Below are 18,797 nucleotides of genomic sequence, written 5' to 3'. Positions count from 1 at the left end.
ATTTAGAAATGGTTAGGATTAAGACTTCATCGCAGTTAGCATACCACCATAAACTCTATTTAGATTATTAAGATTAGATGTTAAACCTTGTAGCTCTTGATTGAATTTCTCAGACTGCTCTGCAGATTTCTGCATATCTGCTACATATTTGTTAGCATATTCAGACTGTTTTTTACCGTTTTCAAGTTGCATTGCATATAATGCATTCATACTTTCCATATGCTGAGCAGCTTTATTTAATTGCTCATTATATTTATGAGTAGAAGCAGATACGTCAACAGTTTGGTTGATCTGATCAACTGAGCTTGAAAATTTATTGATACCTGTTCTCAGACTTTCGAATAACTGAACGTCTAATTTTGCATCTTTAAGCATTTGATCTAATTTATTAGAAAGAGAGTTTTCTAATTCAGCAAACTGTGCATTAGTATTTTTAGTTGTTACGTTAGAATGCAATGGATTTGGGTTCGCATGCTTATCTAATAGTTCAGGATAAACATTTTCCCATGCATAAGACTCTTCAGTTTTTGGAGGGTCGAATGCGAAAATGATAAAGATAATAGCTTCAGTAATAAGCCCTACAGTAAGAGCGATATTACCATTAATTGGTCCCAGAGTAATGTGAGTAATTTTAAGCCAAGCTCCAAGAATTACAATTGCAGCACCGAATGAATAGAAGAAATTCATCCAAGCATCTTTAGTCTTAAACATATTGAGTTAGTTTTTTTAATGTTAAATAAAATTGTATTGAAAAATAATTGTTTTGAGTTGATTATCTGTTAACTCTTCTTGGCTTTACAGCTGCTTCAGGAATATCCTGAACAGTTCTGAACCCGATATAGCTTCTTGCGGAATCTTTTCTTTCCCAGTCTCTTGCTCCTGTCATCAAAGCATATCCTATATCTTTCCAAGATCCTCCTCTTACAGATTTCTTAGTATCCTTTTTATCTTTAGTAGAAGGATTTAATGTAGAAGAGAACCCGTATGAAGAGTTGTTATAAGCAGATACTGTCCACTCAGCAACGTTTCCAGCCATATCAAATAGCCCAAACCCATTTTTCTTAAATTTCTTAACTGGAGCTGTATATGTATAAGTACCTTTTTTCTCGTCTTCCATGTAGTTACCTCTCTTAGGTTTGAAGTTTGCCAGGTAGCAACCTCTGTCGTCCATTAAGTATGGACCTCCCCAAGGGTAAGTAGCATTCTGCATTCCCCCTCTTGCAGCATATTCCCATTCGATCTCAGTTGGAAGACGGAACTGCAATGGTCTTTGTTTTTTTCTTTTTAAACTTTCGTTGTAATCGGTTTTCAATTTAGATCTGAAGTTACAATAAGCTCTTGCCTGATCCCAGGTTACCCCTACTACAGGATAGTCTTTGTAAGCCTTGTGCCAGAAATACTGCTCAAACAATGGCTCATTGTAAGCAAAGTGGAAATCTTTTACCCAAACGGTAGTATCCGGATAGATGGCGATACTCTCACTTTTCAGATAGTTGATTCCTCTTTCGTTATCAGCAACAGCAGCATCCATATCTCCCCAACGGTAAGTATATTTAAGCTTGCTGACATCTAAAATTCTTTCGTTTCCAATTCTTGAAGAAGAAGGCAGATACATAGATTCTAAAACTTCTGCGTATTCTACATCCGGATATTTTGATGTGCTCCAGTGTAATGGAATTTTCCAGTCTAATCTTTTGCTTGCATCATAGGTTCCGTCTTCACGGCCACCCTGGCCTTCCATATATTCTTGATAAGGTGTTAAATTTTCTTCTTTTTTAGCAAGGTATGCATAATCACCTATGCTTGCTCCTTTACGTCCACCTTCGTCACCACCTTCTCCGGCAGCTTCAGCAAGTAAAGTTCTTGCGATAGAATCTCTTACGTAGTTGATAAATACCCTGTACTCCGCATTGGTAGTTTCTGCTTCATCCATAAAGAAGGAAGAAACAGTAACACTTTTCAATGATGCTTTTTCAGGTGTATTTGTCGGATCCTGATCTGCTAAACCAGCAACAAATGAACCTGCAGGAATTGCAACCATTCCGTATGGTCTTTCCGCAACAAATGATTTTGTTTTTTCTCTTGGTATCAATTCTCCTTTTGTTCCTGGCTTCCCTACAGAAGAGCTGCCACCACCTGAACAAGATACCGATGCTACCGACGCAGACAATAATAAAAGAAATATCCTTTTCATGTTAATTTTTATAATTAAGCCGTAAATATATAATTTTTTTAAGAAACTTTTAAGATTTTTTTTGAAATAACGGAAGAAATCTAAATTTATTTTATTTACAACAACTTTTTATTCCACGGTTACAGATTTTGCCAGGTTTCTCGGTTGGTCTACGTTGGCTCCTCTATATACTGCGATGTAGTAAGCAAGCAGTTGCAGAGGTACGGAAGCAACGATTGGAGAGAAACATTCTGACGTTTCAGGAATTTCAATAACATAATCTGCCATTTCACTTACCTGACGGTCTCCTTTATTTACAACAGCGATAATTTTTCCTTTTCTCGCTTTAATTTCCTGAACATTACTTACAATTTTATCATAGTGACCTTTTTTAGGTGCTATAATTACAATTGGCATATTTTCATCGATCAGGGCAATCGGACCGTGTTTCATTTCTGCAGCCGGGTAACCTTCTGCATGGATATAAGAAATTTCTTTTAATTTTAAAGCTCCTTCAAGGGCAGCAGGATAATTGTACCCTCTTCCCAAATAAAGGAAATTGGTAGCTTTCACAAAATCTTTTGCAATATTCTGCGTAAGCTCATGGGTCGTATTCAGCACTTCTTCAATTTTCTTAGGAATAGCATCAAGCTCTGCAATTAAGCTCATGAATTCGGCATTACCTAAATTTCCGTTATGTTTTCCTAATTTAAATGCAATTAAAGTAAGAATCGTAAGCTGTGCTGTGAATGCTTTTGTAGAAGCAACCCCGATCTCCGGACCGGCATGGGTGTATGAACCTGCATCTGTAATTCTTGCAATTGAAGAATCTACAACATTACATATACCGTATATAAATGCTCCTTTTTCTTTTGCCAGCTTTAGAGCAGCCATTGTATCTGCCGTTTCTCCTGACTGGGAAATGGCAATCACCACATCTCTGTCTGTAATAATCGGGTTTCTGTATCTGAACTCTGAAGCATACTCCACTTCTACAGGGATTCTTGCATACTCTTCAATAAGATATTCTCCGATCAGTCCTGCATGCCATGATGTTCCGCAGGCGATAATGATGATTCTGTTCGCATTTTTGAATTTTTCTACATGATCCCAGATCCCCGCCATTTTGATAACTCCTTCATCTACAAGAAGTCTTCCTCTCATGGTATCGTGTACAGACTTAGGCTGTTCAAAGATTTCTTTAAGCATGAAATGCTCGTACCCTCCTTTTTCAATCTGCTCCAGACTCAGTTTAAGCTCCTGAATTTCAGGTTCTATTTTAGAGTTTTCGCTGATGGTTCTGATATCTACCCCTCCTTCAAGAGAAATGGTTGCCATATGTCCTTCTTCAAGGTAAATCGCTTCTTTTGTAAATTCTACGAATGGAGAAGCATCCGAAGCAATGAAATATTCTTTTTCTCCGATTCCGATGGCCAGAGGAGATCCTAGTCTTCCTACAACCAATACTCCTGGATAATCTTCATGAAGCGCTGTAATAGCATATGCTCCGTATACTTCGTTCAGTGCATATCTTACTGCTGTAGGAAAATCTATTTCAGGATTCAGATCCATGAAATACTGGATAAGGTTTACCAATACTTCCGTATCAGTTTCTGATTTGAAAGTAAATCCTTTTTCAGTAAGCATTGTTTTAATCGTATCATAGTTTTCAATAATACCATTGTGTACAATTGCTATTTTTCCGTTGTTTGACAAATGCGGGTGTGAATTTCTGTCACTAGGAACCCCATGGGTAGCCCAACGTGTGTGCCCCATCCCGATTTTGGCCGTTCCTTTAAGATCCTTCGAAATATTCACCAAATCTTCAACCTTACCTTTTGTTTTTTCTACTTCAAACTTATTATTTGAACCTTCCAAAACAATACCGGCACTGTCATACCCTCTATATTCTAATCTTCTAAGACCATTGATTACAATTTCGTAAGCGTCTTGAAAACCTGTATATCCTACTATTCCGCACATATTTTATCTTGTCTTGTGTTGTGTTGTTTATTGTGTTTTATTTTTTTGTAGCGTACGTTACTTTCAGCTGAGCTCTGTTAGCGTTTGTTGATTCGCTTCCCACCAGCACCACTCTGTTCATATCAATAGCTCTGGTTGTGTTCTGAACTCCCAGAAGAGCTCCTGTGGATGTTCCTACGAATGATCCTAAATTGATGTAAAATTCTCTATTAGCTACGGCAACTTCCTGCCCATTACTATCTTTTTCCGTTTTACCTTCAATAATATCTTTCAAGGTTTTTGTCACCACAAAATCATAGTACTCCTTATCATCCTTAGTTTTTCCATAATAATATAAGCTAAGTCCAGCCTTTGTATCTAAAGAAAATTTGGAAAGATTAGCTAAATCTTTATTAAAGATGATAAATCTGCGGTCCTCCGTTGAATTTTTATTAACCCAGCTTGAAGGATCTACAAATAATCTGATTTTGGCTCCTACAATACCTATTTTATCCTTTGCATATGCTGCTTTAAGAGCCTCAATAGTTTCATCTTTGATTTTTAGTACTGCTGAAGGTCCTCCCATACTCTGAACAAAAAGTTTCGCATCACCATTAGTAGGATTGCTTGTTGCTAACGCTCCTTCAGCCGCAGATCCGGATCTGTTGTATTCGTACAGACCGATATGGGCATTGGCACCTCCTAAATTGAATTTAAGTGATGTCTGTGGGTGGGTTACTACCCCGTTATCTGTTTTATCATATTTATAATACATGATAAGCTCCATATCATTAGGTGAGAACTGGAAAAGGTAACGGTCTGTTTCTTCTACAGAAAGTTTGATCCCTTTAATATGTCTGATAAAGTTGGATGCATCCTGAAGCTCAGGTTTTCCTTTTTTATCCAACACCTGAGTCTGGAAGAAATCTGTGTTGCTTAATTTTATTCTGAATCCAAGGTTACCTGTAAACACGTTTGAATTATCAGATTTTCTTGTGATGGAAACCGTATTTACTTTTCCGTCAAAAACGCCTGATCCTAATAATGCTCCTGTACTTACATTGGCATTAGAACGGGTAAACGCGTCATTGTTGGTATCCAGGAATGTGGTTACCTCATGTACATTGATCTTCATTGATTTGAAAGCCCCTCCGATTTTACCGTATTTACGAACCGGGTAGCTCTTCTTCTCTATAGCAACAGCAACATTTTCAGTTCCTACAGGGAAATCACTTTTCTCGTAATTATTCGTGGTTAATGAATCTTTTTCAAAAAAGTAAGTATTGGAAAGCGTATTTGCCGGTGGTCTCAATACTAAAACAACCGAATCTACTTTTGGATTGGGTCCGTTAAAATCAAAATTGTTAACCGGCATTCTCAACTGGGTAACATAGGATGCTTTCTGCATTCCAAACTGTCCTTCAGTAAAAGCTCCAAGAACGCCAACCGATATACTTTGCCCGCTTTCAGTAAGTCCTGTGATCATTCTGGAAGCATCACTTCTGATAGAGTCATTATTATTATAATTATAAGCAATAATATCATAAGAAATCTCGTTTCCTTCTGCTGCATCCTGATCAAACAGCTGTTCTCCAAGAGAATCTGTTTCAGGTTCACAGTTATAAAGGATTGTACTTCCGAAAATCGCCAGTAAAAGCATGGCGAAAGTCCTTTTAAGAGTATGAGTCATTAAAAATGTGTTTTTAATAAAGTTGATTTATTGAATCTATGTCAAGATATTCCGACTTTTGAGTCGCTGTCTGATTGAAAGCCTGATCCAGATCTTCATCCAGGAATTCATCGCCTTTCACCACTGTATCCACATAGTTCATACTTTCGATAACGAAGCTTTTGATTGTTGGGTTATCTAACGCTTTTAATCCTGAAATATTATCAAACTTCAGCTTTTCATCGATCTTTTTGTCAAGATCGGCATCTTTCTCATTGTATAAAGAAAGTACAATTTTAGCGTCTTTGAAATAAGTATCTGATTCGTAATATGTTTTAAGGTAAATCGGAACAAAAGAAGACATCCATCCGTTCAGATGAATCACATCCGGCACCCAGTTCAGCTTCTTAATTGTCTCAATCACTCCTCTTGCAAAGAAAATAGCTCTTTCGTCATTATCTTCGAAAGGGTTTCCTTCATCGTCGAAATAATATTGCTTTCTTTTGAAGTATTCTTCATTGTCAATAAAGTAAACCTGAAGTCTTTCCCCCGGAAGAGACGCTACTTTAATGATTAGAGGCTGATCCAGGTCATTGATGATAATATTCATTCCTGAAAGACGGATCACCTCATGAAGCTGGAATTTCCGCTCACTTATTTGTCCAAATCTTGGCATAAAAACTCTTACATCATTGCCTTCTTGGTGCATCTTAAGTGCCATTTTGTTTACCACTGCAGCCATATTTGTATCTTCCTGATATGGATACATCTCTGTAGTAATGTACAGTATTTTTTGATTCGGCATAAACTTTCTATCTAATTTTTGTAAAAATGCTTTAATGTGCAAAATTACAAAAAAACATCCAACATTATTTTAATTAACATTTTTTTACGAAAATTCCGTTTTTCAAATTATTAAAAACACATATTATTATGTGATATTTTTAGTATTTTTGAAATAGTATTAAAATAAACTATGGAAGTTATAAAAAACAGGAAAGTCCTTCAGGATTTCATTGAAAGACAGAAAGAAATGGGAAAAAGAATCGGCTTTGCCCCTACCATGGGAGCCCTGCACAAAGGCCATCTTTCCCTGTATGAAGAAGCAAAAAAGGAGAATGACCTTGTGATTTCTTCAATTTTTGTAAATCCAACCCAGTTCAACAATGCAGAAGATCTTGAAAAATACCCGAGAGACATCAACAGAGATATTCTGATTCTGGAAAAATCCGGTTTGGTAGATGCGGTTTACATTCCGGAAGTCGCTGATATTTACCCTGAAAAAACAGAAAGCAAGCATTATGATTTCGACGGACTGGAAAATGAAATGGAAGGAAAATCAAGGCCGGGGCATTTTGATGGGGTAGGAACCGTGGTAGAAGAACTTTTCAGACAGGTACAGCCTGACAATGCCTATTTCGGAGAAAAAGACTTCCAGCAGCTTGCCATCATCAGAAAAATGGTAGAAAAAACACATCTTCCTGTAAAAATAGTTGGCGTTCCTATCTACAGGGCAGAAAACGGACTGGCCTTAAGCTCAAGAAACCAAAGACTTCACGAAGACCGTAAAGAGGCCTCTAAGATCATTTATGAAACCCTGAAAAAGGTCAACGACTGGTTCAGAACTGTGACCATCCCGGAAATTAAGGAAAGGGTAACCGATATTTTTGACCAGCAGCAGGGAATGAAACTGGAATACTTTCTGATTGCGGATGAAAAGACATTACAGGAAACGGACTTTTTCTATAAAGACAGAAGCTTCAGAGCTTTCATTGTAGTGGTTGTAGACGGTGTAAGATTAATTGACAATATGCATTTGGATTAATACATTTAAACAGTGTATTTTTTATAACATACAGACTCTGATGGTAACGTCAGAGTTTTTTTGATTTATTGTGATAAAACACATCCAACCTAATTATATTTGATCCCTAATATCAGTCTTATTCCATAACTTTTCAGATGGACATAAAAAATCAAAGGCCTCCGGAAGGAAGCCTTTGAAACACCAAATCACAAAATATTAATATGAAAAAAATTTACTTTTCAGTAAACTTGTGACCCGGCTGGGATTCGAACCCAGGACCCATACATTAAAAGTGTATTGCTCTACCAGCTGAGCTACCGAGTCGGCCACAACTAAGAATAAATATAAGTATTTATTTCTTAATTATAAAAATTTTCTTTGCAGTGCCTGCGACTGGACTCGAACCAGCACATCCTTAGGAAACCACCCCCTCAAGATGGCGTGTCTACCAATTTCACCACGCAGGCAATAAAATTACAGCATTCAGTAATTTTCTTGCTTGTGACCCGGCTGGGATTCGAACCCAGGACCCATACATTAAAAGTGTATTGCTCTACCAGCTGAGCTACCGAGTCGGCCACTTACCCAACAAGTTTTCATTTAAGTAATGTCCCTTGTTTTAAGTGGTGCAAAGATATGACTTTTTTCTTTATCTCAAAACTTTTTCGCAAATTTGTTTAAAAAAAATTCATGGTAATTTCATTGATCGGATACATGGGAAGTGGCAAATCTCACATTTCCAAAATATTAAGCGAAAAAATAAATTTTAAACTCATTGACCTCGATAAAGAGATTTCCAGAAGAAATAAATTAACCATTCCTGAAATTTTTGAAAAAAAGGGTGAAATTTACTTTAGAAAACTGGAAAGGGAGGCTCTGGAAGAAATACTGGCTTCTGAAGAGAATGTAGTACTAAGCCTTGGTGGGGGAACTCCTGTTTATTATAATAATATGGAGATCATTAATCATAATTCTAAAAGTGTCTTTTTAAGAACTTCTGTAGGCACTTTGGTGGAAAGATTATCCAAACAGAAAGAAAAAAGACCGTTGATTGCCAACATATCGGATGAAGATCTTCCGGAATTTATTGCCAAGCATTTATTCGAAAGAAATCAGTTTTACAGTAAAGCACAGTTTACGGTGGGCACAGACTCACGGGAGCCGGAGGATATTGTCAGCGAAATAATAGAAAAGCTCTATCTCTAGAGCTTTTTTATTTTTATTTTCATTTTAATCTTCATCTTCTGCATCGCCACCCGTTTCACCGAAGAAGTCATCCCAGTCTGTAAAATCGGCATCAATATCATTGCCTACATAATCATCCATATCTCTTCTGTCTTTTTTAGTAGGTCTTCCTTCTCCTTTATTTCTGTAATAGTCCTGGGACATCTTACGAAGTTTCAGCAGTTCGTACTGTTCTTTATCTGTCACATCCTGTATATGAAGCGGAACCAGCTTTGCCCCTATTCTGCTTTTAGGAATCTGGATCACCTTTATTTTATAGTCAATCTGATTTTTACGGATCTTGATTGTATCTCCTTCTTTTACCTCCTTAGATGACTTTACGGCAGACGTTCCGATAGAAACTCTGTTCTTTTTAATCTCCTCTGCTGCAATACTTCTCGTCTTATAAAAACGAATGCTCCATAAAAATTTATCTATTCTCATAATTTTTTATACTTTTGCCGTTATATTATTTGTAAAGTAATTAAAGTTTTTTGAAATGAAAAAAATATTTTTATATATCCTTGCCGGATCTTTATGCTTTTCTGCATGTAAAAAAGATGATGACGTAGAAAGATACGTGGAGCCAGAGGACATTGCTACGCAGAACAACTATGATGATCAGGCCATTAGAAAGTTTATGGATGAAAACTATCTTGATGTACAGGGAAATATAAAAGCTTTCAGTGCTACGGATACTGCTGATGATCATCAAAAGAAATTATCAGAGCTGAATCCCCAGACATTGCCTTCCGGTACCATCTACATCATGAGAGACGGTGCTCAGCCTTCACCGGGTGAAGAAATCAAAGAGTCCGATATCATTAAAATCATGGGTAGATCTTATGCGTGTCTTGCAGGGGAAAGTAACGGAAATGTATCATTCATTGCGCAAACTACTTTTTTAAATACAATTGACGGAAATGTAGTTCCTTACGTAGATCCTATGTACTATTACGTGAAAAAGAAGACCTTAACGGATGCTACAACAGATGCCGCCAAGCAACCAGGATACTATCAGATCTCAGGTTTCAGGGAAGCATTACAGAAATTCAAAGCATTTAACCTTCCAAGTGATGCACCGTATAATCTTCAGGGCGTAATTATTGTACCTTCAAGGGCTGCTTTTGCGAGGAATGCTCACTATCCTTACCTGAACCAGTCTTACAGAAACAGGACTTTTATCTTCAACTTCCAGATCTACGGAAGAGCAGACAGACCTGCTGATCAGAAACAATAAAATATTTCATACATATAAAAATAAAACCACCTTATTCAGGTGGTTTTTATTTTTATTGATCACTACATTATGATCTTGCTTTCTGTTTTACGTTCCCTAAAATATCCGGAAAGTAAAGATCCGCAAGATGATCAAACTCATCACCTCTCATAAACATGCTGGCATCTACTTCTTCATAAGAGCTTCTTCCTGCGGCAGCAATAAGTTCATTGCAGGTATGAAGGGTATTTTTATGGAAATGATATACTCTTTCTGCCTTATCCGTTACATCAAGTCCTTTAATAAGCATTTTATCCTGTGTAGCAACTCCTGTAGGACAGTTGTTTGAATTACATCTCAACGCCTGGATACATCCTAAAGAGAACATGAATCCTCTTGCATTATTACACATATCCGCTCCCATGGCAACTGCTCTAAGGATATCAAGGCTGGTAAGCACTTTACCGCTGGCAATCACTCTCAGTTTATTTCTTACATTATAGTTGTTTAGCGTCCTGTTTACGAAGATCAAAGCAGGTTCCAACGGCATCCCTACCCCATCTGAGAATTCCGGCGGTGCAGCTCCTGTTCCTCCTTCCGCTCCATCAATGGTAATAAAGTCCGGATAAATTTTCAGTACATTCATCTGTACGCAGATATCTTCAAATTCTCTGGTATCTCCAATACATAGTTTAAACCCGACCGGTTTTCCTCCTGAAAGCTCTCTTAGCTGCTGTACAAACCTCAACAATCCGGCAGCATCAGAAAATGCGGTGTGTGATGGTGGCGAAATAACGGTCATTCCCGGAGTGACGTGACGGATGGCTGCAATTTCCGGAGTATTCTTCACTCCCGGAAGCACTCCTCCATGTCCTGGTTTTGCACCCTGTGATAATTTGATTTCAATCATTTTCACATTGGGAAGGGTAGAATATTTGGTAAACAAATCAGGATTAAATTTTCCTTCATCATCACGGCACCCGAAATATCCGGTTCCGATCTGCCAGCATAGATCCCCTCCTTCCAGATGATAAGGTGAAATACCTCCTTCTCCTGTATTGTGATAAAAATTTCCTTTTTTAGCCCCTCTGTTCAATGAAATCTGTGCCCTGTCGCTCAAAGCTCCGAAACTCATTGCTGAAATATTGAATAAAGAAGCATGATAAGGCTGTGTGCACTGTTCTCCTCCTACCCAGACTCTCGGAAGTTCTTCTGATGGAGATTTGGCGTAAATAGAGTGCTTGATTCCTTCATACTTTCTGTGATTTACTTCCAGCTGTGTACCGAAGGCTACCGTATCACTTAAATTTTTAGCACGTCTGTATACTGCAGAACGCTGGTTTCTTGGGAATGGTTTCCCATCTGTTTCCCTTTCAATGAAATACTGCTGCATTTCGGGTGAAATACTTTCGAAAAAGTACCTGAAGTATCCCAATACGGGAAAGTTCCTCAAAATAGCATGTTTCGATTGGTAAGCATTGTAAACACCCAATGCATAAATTGCGGATAACAGCGTCGGTATCCAGTAATGCGCTCTGATCAGCAGTGCTATAACCCATGTAGCAACTACTAATACAATTCCCCAAGATAAAAACTTATCTCTCATGAATGTAGTATTTAAAAGTTTAAAAATAAATTTAGTAGAAATTTTGCAAAGAGCCTATGCTTTTGCTAAAAAACTTTGGTAGGAAGATTGCACAGAAACCGTGCCATCTGACAGGATTTTTTCTAAATTTAGAAATTCGATTTGATTTACGGATGCAGGATCAAAGTCTTTCTGGACTCTCACATAGTTTTCTGTGAAGCCAAACATTTTCCCGTCTTTATTTTCATGCTCCCAAAGTACAGGAAGCGTTTTCCCCAATTGGGTCTGATAAAATGCCATTTTCTTCTTTTCTGAAAGAATTCTGAGCATTTTGTTTCGTTTTTTTCTTTCGGCTACCGGAACAACACCGTCCATGGCAGCAGCTTCTGTATTTTCTCTTTCAGAGTAAGTAAATACGTGAAGATAAGTAATAGGAAGCCCGTTAAGGAAATTATATGTTTCCATAAATTTCTCTTCTGTTTCTCCCGGGAACCCTACAATAACATCTACACCGATAGCCGCATCAGGCATTACCTCGCGGATCTTGTTTACTCTGTCATTATAAAGCTTCGTCAGGTAGCGTCGCTTCATTTTTTTCAACAAATCATCGCTTCCGGACTGTAACGGAATATGAAAATGCGGAACAAAGCTTCTGCTTTTAGAAACCAGTTCAATACTTTCATCTTTTAAAAGGTTGGGTTCAATAGACGAAATACGGATTCTTTCAATTCCTTCTACTTTATCCAGTTCTGAAATAAGATCAAGGAAAGTATGCTCGTGTCTTTTGTTTCCGAACTCCCCTTTACCGTAATCCCCGATATTTACTCCTGTAAGTACAATTTCTTTGATGTCTTTGGCCGCGATTTCCGTAGCATTTCGCAATACATTCTCAATGGTATCTGAGCGGGAGATCCCTCTTGCTAACGGAATGGTACAGTACGTACATTTATAGTCACAGCCATCCTGAACTTTAAGGAAAGCTCTGGTTCTGTCTCCTATAGAATAACTTCCGATAAAGAAATCGGTTTCTTCAATTTCACATGAGTGAACTACGCCTTCATTTTCAGATTTCTCCAGATCATCAAGGTAGCTCAGAATATTGAATTTCTCTTTAGCACCCAAAACAAGGTCAACGCCTTCAATCTGTGAAATTTCTTCAGGTTTCAGTTGGGCATAGCAGCCTACAATAACCACCAGTCCTTCCGGATTGGCTTTCATTGCTCTCTTTACATGCAGTTTACACTCACGGTCAGCATTTTCAGTAACCGAACATGTATTGATGACGTATACATTTGCTTTCTCATCAAAGCTGACTTTATCATAACCTGCATCTGTCAATTGGCGGGCAATAGTAGATGTTTCCGCAAAATTTAATTTGCAGCCAAGTGTATGAAATGCGGCAGTTCTGTGAAAAGTAGACATTTGTTACTCCTGAATTTTATGGGTGCAAAGATAGTAATTTTAATGAGAATTCAAGATTGATTCAGTCTATTGTTTATATTCATCTCTTACTTCAGGGCTGTTCTGAAAACATACAGGAGATGAATTCCCTTTCTCTTCGTTTCCTGAAAGTTTATTTTTCATTTCTGCATTAAATTCCTGAGACCGGTTTCTGGCAATAGAAAGCGTCTTCCAGTCTTCATTTTTTATCATTTTAGCGATATACACCATCTGCCCGATATGGTAAGGGTAATGGGCAAGCTGTCTGAAAACAGCATCGATCACAGAATGTGCTTCTCCCCTGATATAAATGGTTGAAGAGATATTCTCATCATTGATCTGGTTTAACGCTTCAAACAGACATTTCCATCCTTTTTCCCAGAAATCAAGAACTTCATCTTTGGTTGTAAAGGTATTTATAAATTCTTCATCCCGGTTACGCCATTGCTTTTCTCCGTCTTCCGTCAGAAAATTCGTCCATCTTGAAAGCATATTTCCGGCCACATGCTTTACAATCACAGCAATGGAATTGCTTTCTTCATTGTACTGCCAGAAAATCTGTTCATCTGTAAGCTGGCCAAATGCTTTATCTCCCAGAGATTTATAATATTCAAAACGTTTTATAAACAGGTCTTTCATTTTTTTTCTATTTTGATAACGAATGTAAATATTTTACAAAACAAAACCACCTCAAATGAAGTGGTTTTATCTATGTATTTTATTTACGGTTATTCCCTGTTTTTCACCAATACCCAACCTGAAAATTTAATAGGGGTATTCTTTTTGTCATTTTCATTCCATGTCACGGAATACCAATAGGTTCCTGTAGGCACTCTCCTTCCTCCCAGGGTTCCGTCCCATTTGTAGCCATTGGTTTTATCTGCCTGGAACATTTTGCCTCCATACCTGTCAAAAACACTCAGGATAAGATTCTGTTTATGGGCTAATGCGGAATAATCTATCACATCATTGATTCCGTCTGCGTTCGGAGTGATCACATTAACAAGATTAGGAACAACAACATCCACTTCCATAGGGTCACAGTCATAAGCATCTTTTACCAATACCCTGTACTCTCCTCTTGCAAGATTGGTGAAAACATTGGAATCCTGCCATACAATATTATCTATTGAATATTTGTAAGGTGGTGTTCCTCCGGTTACAGATACTGTCAATGTATTATTAGAAATCTCAATACCTGAAATAACAGGCTGATCCGAAGGCAGTACTTTTACAGTCTGTGTTGTGATACACTCGCCTGTTTTAAGCTTCACCCAATATTCTCCAATACCTACTTTAATAGTCTGGGTAGTAGCTCCGTTGCTCCATTGATAGCTTTTAAATCCAGGACCTGCGTCCAGTGTTGTCTGATCTTCAACGCAAATAGTTTTATCTTTCAGAACATCAGAATATACAGGCGGAATAACCTCTAAAGTAATTTTTGCTACATTATAGCAACCCTGGCTGTTGAAAACCCTTACATATACAAAGCCGTTAGGAGCTATGTAAGTGCCGGCATTCAGGATTTCGTTGGTCTGCCCCACCGCATCCGCCAATGAAGGATAATATTTTTTGACAGGAACAGGACTCTGCTGAACAGCTACCGCTGCATTTGTCAGGTTGAATAATGCCGTAGACGGATTGCTCTCTATAAAGCATGATTTCAGGACAACATCCTTCACCTGCACTACCGGATAGAATTTCAAAGTAATCTGTGCTACAGCAGTACATCCGAACTCTGAAGTGATTTTCACATAAATAACACCTTCTGCAGAAACAAATGCCATTGGATTTGTAATTTCATTGATTCCGGCATTCAGGTCTGACATTGTATGATAGTATTTTTTAGTTACGTTGGTTCCTGCAAATACATCGGCTGTTGTGAGATCAAAAAGAGCTGTTCCCGCATTATTATTGTTACACGCTGTTAATGTTGCATTTTTACCCGTAATAGCACCATTCCTAAATTTAAATTTCCCTACCTGTCTGCATTTATTAAGCGGATTATTTGGATTTGAAGGGTCTGTATAATTGATACTGTAAAAATAAATTGTATTGGTGCCCACATCAACAGTTGTAGGAACGGTAATAGGATTATTCCCTGTCAAGGCATCATTCTGGTTCACATGATAACTTACGCCGAAGTTCGGATTTCCGTTAATGATTCCTGCTGACAATGTAGAGAAGTCAAACAAAACTGTTCTGGCACAGATCACTACTTCTCTCGGATCGGCAGGATTAGCAGCCGGAACTCCGGGAGGATTGAAAGGATGAGGCTGGATATTCGGGTCGGTAAACGGAGAAGCCAGTGTGGCTGTTCCTCCCCACGTCAGGGAAAAAGGGGCCGTTGTACTGCTTGTACTGCTCACCCAGTTATCAATAAACAAGTAATAGGTTTGTCCCGGCAATACATCAAGATACCGGCAGTAAGGGGTAAGAGAACCTCCGGCAGCACTGGTGAGGGTACTTGTCATATTTAATCCTGTTGCAGGACCGGGTCCTATAACTGTTGCTGCGTTGCAACGTATCGGAGCGCCCAGGCTTCCGCAATTTACATTAGGGCCGAAAATAGCCCAATCATAATCTGCATCGGGATTATTGGGAATAAGATCAAAAGTAAGGGTACCTCCTGTAGCAATGGTAATTTTATACCAGATGGAGTTATGCTCCCCTGTAAAATCTATACAGCTTCCGGAGTTGACAAGTTCTTTGATATTCCCATATCCTGAAGGGCTGTAGGTAATGTTTGAATTTCCGCAAACTGAAAGCGCTGTAGCACAATCTGCCTGTGAATAAAATGTTTGTGATATACAGAGAAGAAAAAAAAGTAAAAGTTTTCTCATAGATATATTGTTTTTATGGTTAAGTTTAAGATGAATCAGCCTGAGACTCAACGAATATCAAATATACCTATAATTTAATTACAAACAATAAAATTCAAATAGTTTTAAAATATTTTAAATAAAAAAAGAAATTCATTACACAATACCAACCATAATACCGCTTATTTTATACTTGTAATATTTCCACAAAGATTTTCAAGGTGAAAAATTTTATGGAAAGGACTCTTTACTTCTGCCAGATGTTCTTTATCCTGAATAAAAGTATATCTTGAAGCAATTGAGTTCATATCGGAAACAATAACCAGCCAGCATTCGTCAACTGAAGTATCGTAGTAGGGAAATTTTTCATTTTTCTTTTCTATAAGCTCAAGGATTTTCTCCGAACAGAGCTCATCAAACAGATTCATACTGTACTCATGGGTAATAAAGACATTTCTCCGGTGGAAAGACTTCCTGACACTTTTTACACAACCTGACGGCTTATTTTTTTTGATGCTTCTGTAAATGCTGATGATATTTTCCTGCTGTGTTTCCAGCTGGTCAAACCTGGTATCCGGATGGAATTCTAAAAAATAAACACCACGATACTTCGTGGTGTCTTCCTGTTCTAATAATATTTCTGCCTGACGGAACATTTTATTCAAAGTGCTTTCCACTTTTTTCATCTCAAGATGATTGATTACTTCAGTCAGTTCTATTCCGATTTTTTTGCCGTTTAATTTTGCGATGAAGTCCGGGCTTTCGCAGGTAAGGTTTTCAAATTTCACCTCAGGGAAATGATGCATAAAAGAGTTGAGCAGCAGAATCTCAGACTTCTTTCTGTATTTTTCACGGTCATGAAGCGGAGATTCGTCTATGGTACGGTGATACTTTTCTATGGGCTTTTTTTTCAAATGCCGGTTCAGGTAATATAAACTCAGATTCTTAATCAGATCTTCATCAGAAAATGTCTTTTTCATGTGTGATTTTTTTATTTGATTAAAGGACCCATTCAGCCATTGGCTTTCATCGTTAAAAGTTTTTGATAATCAAAATTTTACACACTTAAAGATAAGTAAAAAAACAATTCAATACCCACTTTTAAAATTAATTTATTGATTAATTAATGTAAAGTTTATTTTCATAATTAATACCTTTGCTCCTTCTAACACAAACCCGCATTATGGATTTTAGGAATTTTAAAATACCTTACAACATCAATCCCCAATATTCAAAAAAAACTGCCTATTTCTCAATGGAGTTTGCCCTTGAGCAGGTACTTAAAATATACTCAGGAGGTCTGGGCTTCCTGGCAGGTTCCCATATGAGAAGTGCTTATAACCTGAAGCAGGACCTTGTAGGAATCGGTATTCTCTGGAAGTTCGGATATTATGACCAGGCAAGGAATCATGACCAGACTCTTCAGCCGGTATGGACAAGAAAGATGTACAGTTTTCTGGAAGATACGGGAATAAAATTCCAGATTGAGATCCACAGTGCCCCGGTATGGGTAAAAGTATGGTATCTTGATCCTGAAATTTTCAATACGGCACCCATGTTCTTTCTTTCCACGGATGTTCCTGAAAATGATCACGTTTCAAAAACAATTTGTCATAAATTATATGACGCCAACGAATCTACAAAGCTGGCCCAGTATATTTTGTTAGGAAAAGGAGGCGCCAAGCTACTGGATGAAATGAACTTTGAAAGGGAGGTATACCACCTGAATGAAGCACATGGTCTTCCCGCAGCTTTTTACCTGTTGAAAAAATTTAACGGAGATCTGAACAAGGTAAAAGAGAAACTGGTTTTCACAACCCATACTCCGGAAGAAGCAGGAAATGAAAAGCATAATTTTAAACTGTGCTACGACATGTCTTATTTCTCCGGCTACAGCATGAAAGAAGTAAAAAGTATTGAAGGAACAGACGATGATCGTTTCAATCATTCGCTATGTGCCCTGAAAATGGCAAGAATTGCCAATGGTGTTTCCCAGCTACATGGTGTGGTTTCCAGAACGATGTGGAATAAATATCCTGACATCTGCGAAATCACTTCCATTACCAATGCGCAGGAATTCAAATATTGGGCAGATAAACCGCTTTACAATGCCAAAGACGAAAATGACGAAACTGTTTTTGATTACCGTAAAAAGCATTTAAAGAAAAAACTGTTCAGCATTGTTGCAGACCAGACAGGAAATCTGTTCAATCCGAATATTTTCACCATTGTATGGGCCAGAAGATTTGCCGGCTATAAGCGTGCCGATTTGCTTTTACATGATAAAGACAGATTCTACAGACTTCTGAACAATCCGAAATATCCGGTACAGATCATCTGGGCAGGAAAACCTTATCCTATGGACTATTCTGCGATTTCCACATTCAATACATTGGTGGAAGAAAGTAAGAACCACAAAAATATGGCTGTACTGACCGGATATGAACTTTCATTGAGTAAAGCTCTGAAGCAGGGTTCAGATCTCTGGCTCAATAATCCGAGAGTTCCAAGAGAAGCATCCGGAACTTCCGGAATGACTGCTGCCATGAACGGTTCCGTCAACTTATCCACCGATGACGGATGGATCCCTGAATTTGCAAAACACGGAGAAAACTCTTTTGTGGTGCCTAAAACAGATTATCTGAATATGAGCATTTATGAGCAGGACAATTATGACCTGAATAAGCTGTATGAGATCCTTGAGAACGAAATTCTTCCGGCTTATTATGACCGTCCTGACCAGTGGAGAAAAATACAGCAGAATGCGATGAATGATGTAAAAGATCAGTTCAACAGCGACAGAATGGCTGATGAGTATTATAAAGTACTTTACAATAATGCCCAATAGTAAGCATTTACTTTAAAGTTTTAATCTGAAACATAAAAATGCCTGGAA

At 37.9% G+C, this 18,797-nt stretch carries 15 protein-coding genes and 3 tRNA genes; 4 read left to right on the top strand and 14 right to left on the bottom strand.

Features of this window, described 5'->3' with window-relative positions; all coding sequences use genetic code 11:
* Positions 1 to 18 precede the first annotated feature (18 nt).
* From porL to BBI00_RS20110, 5 genes are all read right to left on the bottom strand, one after another.
* Complete coding sequence (gene porL / locus BBI00_RS20130) at positions 19 to 711, bottom strand: type IX secretion system motor protein PorL/GldL (RefSeq protein ID WP_065400630.1); 693 nt, start codon at positions 709 to 711, stop codon at positions 19 to 21.
* Positions 712 to 772: 61 nt separating this feature from the next.
* On the bottom strand, positions 773 to 2,194 hold the full coding sequence (gene porK, locus BBI00_RS20125) for a T9SS ring complex lipoprotein PorK/GldK (protein ID WP_065400629.1): 1,422 nt from the start codon (positions 2,192 to 2,194) through the stop codon (positions 773 to 775).
* Positions 2,195 to 2,302: 108 nt separating this feature from the next.
* Entirely contained in the window at positions 2,303 to 4,156 is a 1,854-nt protein-coding gene (gene glmS, locus BBI00_RS20120) for a glutamine--fructose-6-phosphate transaminase (isomerizing) (protein ID WP_065400628.1), read from the bottom strand.
* A gap of 37 nt (positions 4,157 to 4,193) precedes the next feature.
* Positions 4,194 to 5,825, bottom strand: coding sequence for a DUF4270 family protein (locus BBI00_RS20115; RefSeq protein WP_065400627.1), 1,632 nt, complete (start codon positions 5,823 to 5,825; stop codon positions 4,194 to 4,196).
* Positions 5,826 to 5,838: 13 nt separating this feature from the next.
* The gene (locus BBI00_RS20110; protein WP_065400626.1) at positions 5,839 to 6,609 is read right to left on the bottom strand and encodes a glycogen/starch synthase; all 771 of its coding nucleotides are present in this window, start codon (positions 6,607 to 6,609) and stop codon (positions 5,839 to 5,841) included.
* 171 nt (positions 6,610 to 6,780) lie between these two features.
* Here BBI00_RS20110 and panC point away from each other — a divergent pair, with 171 nt between their 5' ends.
* A complete protein-coding gene (gene panC / locus BBI00_RS20105; protein ID WP_065400625.1) occupies positions 6,781 to 7,629 on the top strand; it encodes a pantoate--beta-alanine ligase in 849 nt (282 codons plus the stop codon).
* A gap of 233 nt (positions 7,630 to 7,862) precedes the next feature.
* On the opposite strand, the gene BBI00_RS20100 is transcribed toward panC, so the two are convergent.
* From BBI00_RS20100 to BBI00_RS20090, 3 genes are all read right to left on the bottom strand, one after another.
* Positions 7,863 to 7,935, bottom strand: a tRNA-Lys gene (locus BBI00_RS20100).
* Positions 7,936 to 7,995: 60 nt separating this feature from the next.
* Positions 7,996 to 8,078, bottom strand: a tRNA-Leu gene (locus tag BBI00_RS20095).
* Between the two features lie 35 nt (positions 8,079 to 8,113).
* Positions 8,114 to 8,186 (bottom strand) — tRNA-Lys (locus BBI00_RS20090).
* A 115-nt stretch (positions 8,187 to 8,301) separates the two neighbouring features.
* Between BBI00_RS20090 and BBI00_RS20085 the strand changes: the two genes are divergently transcribed.
* Entirely contained in the window at positions 8,302 to 8,817 is a 516-nt protein-coding gene (locus tag BBI00_RS20085; protein ID WP_065400624.1) for a shikimate kinase, read from the top strand.
* A 24-nt stretch (positions 8,818 to 8,841) separates the two neighbouring features.
* Here the strand turns inward: BBI00_RS20085 and BBI00_RS20080 are convergent, their stop codons facing one another.
* Positions 8,842 to 9,279: an RNA-binding S4 domain-containing protein gene (locus BBI00_RS20080; RefSeq protein WP_065400623.1), complete on the bottom strand. Its 438-nt coding sequence runs from the start codon at positions 9,277 to 9,279 to the stop codon at positions 8,842 to 8,844.
* 55 nt (positions 9,280 to 9,334) lie between these two features.
* Between BBI00_RS20080 and BBI00_RS20075 the strand changes: the two genes are divergently transcribed.
* Entirely contained in the window at positions 9,335 to 10,075 is a 741-nt protein-coding gene (locus tag BBI00_RS20075; RefSeq protein ID WP_065400622.1) for a hypothetical protein, read from the top strand.
* A 67-nt stretch (positions 10,076 to 10,142) separates the two neighbouring features.
* Here the strand turns inward: BBI00_RS20075 and BBI00_RS20070 are convergent, their stop codons facing one another.
* From BBI00_RS20070 to BBI00_RS20050, 5 genes are all read right to left on the bottom strand, one after another.
* Entirely contained in the window at positions 10,143 to 11,660 is a 1,518-nt protein-coding gene (locus tag BBI00_RS20070) for an FMN-binding glutamate synthase family protein (protein WP_065400621.1), read from the bottom strand.
* Between the two features lie 54 nt (positions 11,661 to 11,714).
* Complete coding sequence (gene mtaB / locus BBI00_RS20065) at positions 11,715 to 13,061, bottom strand: tRNA (N(6)-L-threonylcarbamoyladenosine(37)-C(2))-methylthiotransferase MtaB (RefSeq protein ID WP_065400620.1); 1,347 nt, start codon at positions 13,059 to 13,061, stop codon at positions 11,715 to 11,717.
* A gap of 66 nt (positions 13,062 to 13,127) precedes the next feature.
* Positions 13,128 to 13,718 carry a DUF1572 domain-containing protein gene (locus tag BBI00_RS20060; protein ID WP_065400619.1) on the bottom strand — a complete coding sequence of 197 codons (591 nt, stop codon included), beginning with the start codon at positions 13,716 to 13,718 and terminating at the stop codon, positions 13,128 to 13,130.
* A gap of 89 nt (positions 13,719 to 13,807) precedes the next feature.
* A complete protein-coding gene (locus BBI00_RS20055) occupies positions 13,808 to 15,922 on the bottom strand; it encodes a T9SS type B sorting domain-containing protein (RefSeq protein WP_065400618.1) in 2,115 nt (704 codons plus the stop codon).
* 161 nt (positions 15,923 to 16,083) lie between these two features.
* The gene (locus tag BBI00_RS20050; RefSeq protein ID WP_065400617.1) at positions 16,084 to 16,881 is read right to left on the bottom strand and encodes a hypothetical protein; all 798 of its coding nucleotides are present in this window, start codon (positions 16,879 to 16,881) and stop codon (positions 16,084 to 16,086) included.
* A 203-nt stretch (positions 16,882 to 17,084) separates the two neighbouring features.
* On the opposite strand from BBI00_RS20050, the gene glgP reads away from it, so the two are divergent.
* Positions 17,085 to 18,749, top strand: a complete 1,665-nt coding sequence (gene glgP / locus BBI00_RS20045) for an alpha-glucan family phosphorylase (protein ID WP_065400616.1) — start codon at positions 17,085 to 17,087, stop codon at positions 18,747 to 18,749.
* Positions 18,750 to 18,797 lie beyond the last annotated feature (48 nt).

This window comes from Chryseobacterium arthrosphaerae, assembly GCF_001684965.1.
In the GTDB taxonomy this organism is placed as follows: Bacteria; Bacteroidota; Bacteroidia; order Flavobacteriales; family Weeksellaceae; genus Chryseobacterium; species Chryseobacterium arthrosphaerae.
This window is presented reverse-complemented; position numbering and strand designations above follow the sequence as displayed.

Excerpts from the sequence above, each read along its gene's own strand:
- panC (WP_065400625.1), top strand. The coding sequence starts at position 6,781 with ATGGAAGTTATAAAAAACAGGAAAGTCCTTCAGGATTTCATTGAAAGA.
- BBI00_RS20075 (WP_065400622.1), top strand. The coding sequence starts at position 9,335 with ATGAAAAAAATATTTTTATATATCCTTGCCGGATCTTTATGCTTTTCT.
- BBI00_RS20055 (WP_065400618.1), bottom strand. The coding sequence starts at position 15,922 with ATGAGAAAACTTTTACTTTTTTTTCTTCTCTGTATATCACAAACATTT.
- glgP (WP_065400616.1), top strand. The coding sequence starts at position 17,085 with ATGGATTTTAGGAATTTTAAAATACCTTACAACATCAATCCCCAATAT.
- glmS (WP_065400628.1), bottom strand. The coding sequence starts at position 4,156 with ATGTGCGGAATAGTAGGATATACAGGTTTTCAAGACGCTTACGAAATT.
- BBI00_RS20110 (WP_065400626.1), bottom strand. The coding sequence starts at position 6,609 with ATGCCGAATCAAAAAATACTGTACATTACTACAGAGATGTATCCATAT.
- BBI00_RS20115 (WP_065400627.1), bottom strand. The coding sequence starts at position 5,825 with ATGACTCATACTCTTAAAAGGACTTTCGCCATGCTTTTACTGGCGATT.
- mtaB (WP_065400620.1), bottom strand. The coding sequence starts at position 13,061 with ATGTCTACTTTTCACAGAACTGCCGCATTTCATACACTTGGCTGCAAA.
- BBI00_RS20085 (WP_065400624.1), top strand. The coding sequence starts at position 8,302 with ATGGTAATTTCATTGATCGGATACATGGGAAGTGGCAAATCTCACATT.
- BBI00_RS20050 (WP_065400617.1), bottom strand. The coding sequence starts at position 16,881 with ATGAAAAAGACATTTTCTGATGAAGATCTGATTAAGAATCTGAGTTTA.
- porL (WP_065400630.1), bottom strand. The coding sequence starts at position 711 with ATGTTTAAGACTAAAGATGCTTGGATGAATTTCTTCTATTCATTCGGT.
- porK (WP_065400629.1), bottom strand. The coding sequence starts at position 2,194 with ATGAAAAGGATATTTCTTTTATTATTGTCTGCGTCGGTAGCATCGGTA.
- BBI00_RS20060 (WP_065400619.1), bottom strand. The coding sequence starts at position 13,718 with ATGAAAGACCTGTTTATAAAACGTTTTGAATATTATAAATCTCTGGGA.
- BBI00_RS20070 (WP_065400621.1), bottom strand. The coding sequence starts at position 11,660 with ATGAGAGATAAGTTTTTATCTTGGGGAATTGTATTAGTAGTTGCTACA.
- BBI00_RS20080 (WP_065400623.1), bottom strand. The coding sequence starts at position 9,279 with ATGAGAATAGATAAATTTTTATGGAGCATTCGTTTTTATAAGACGAGA.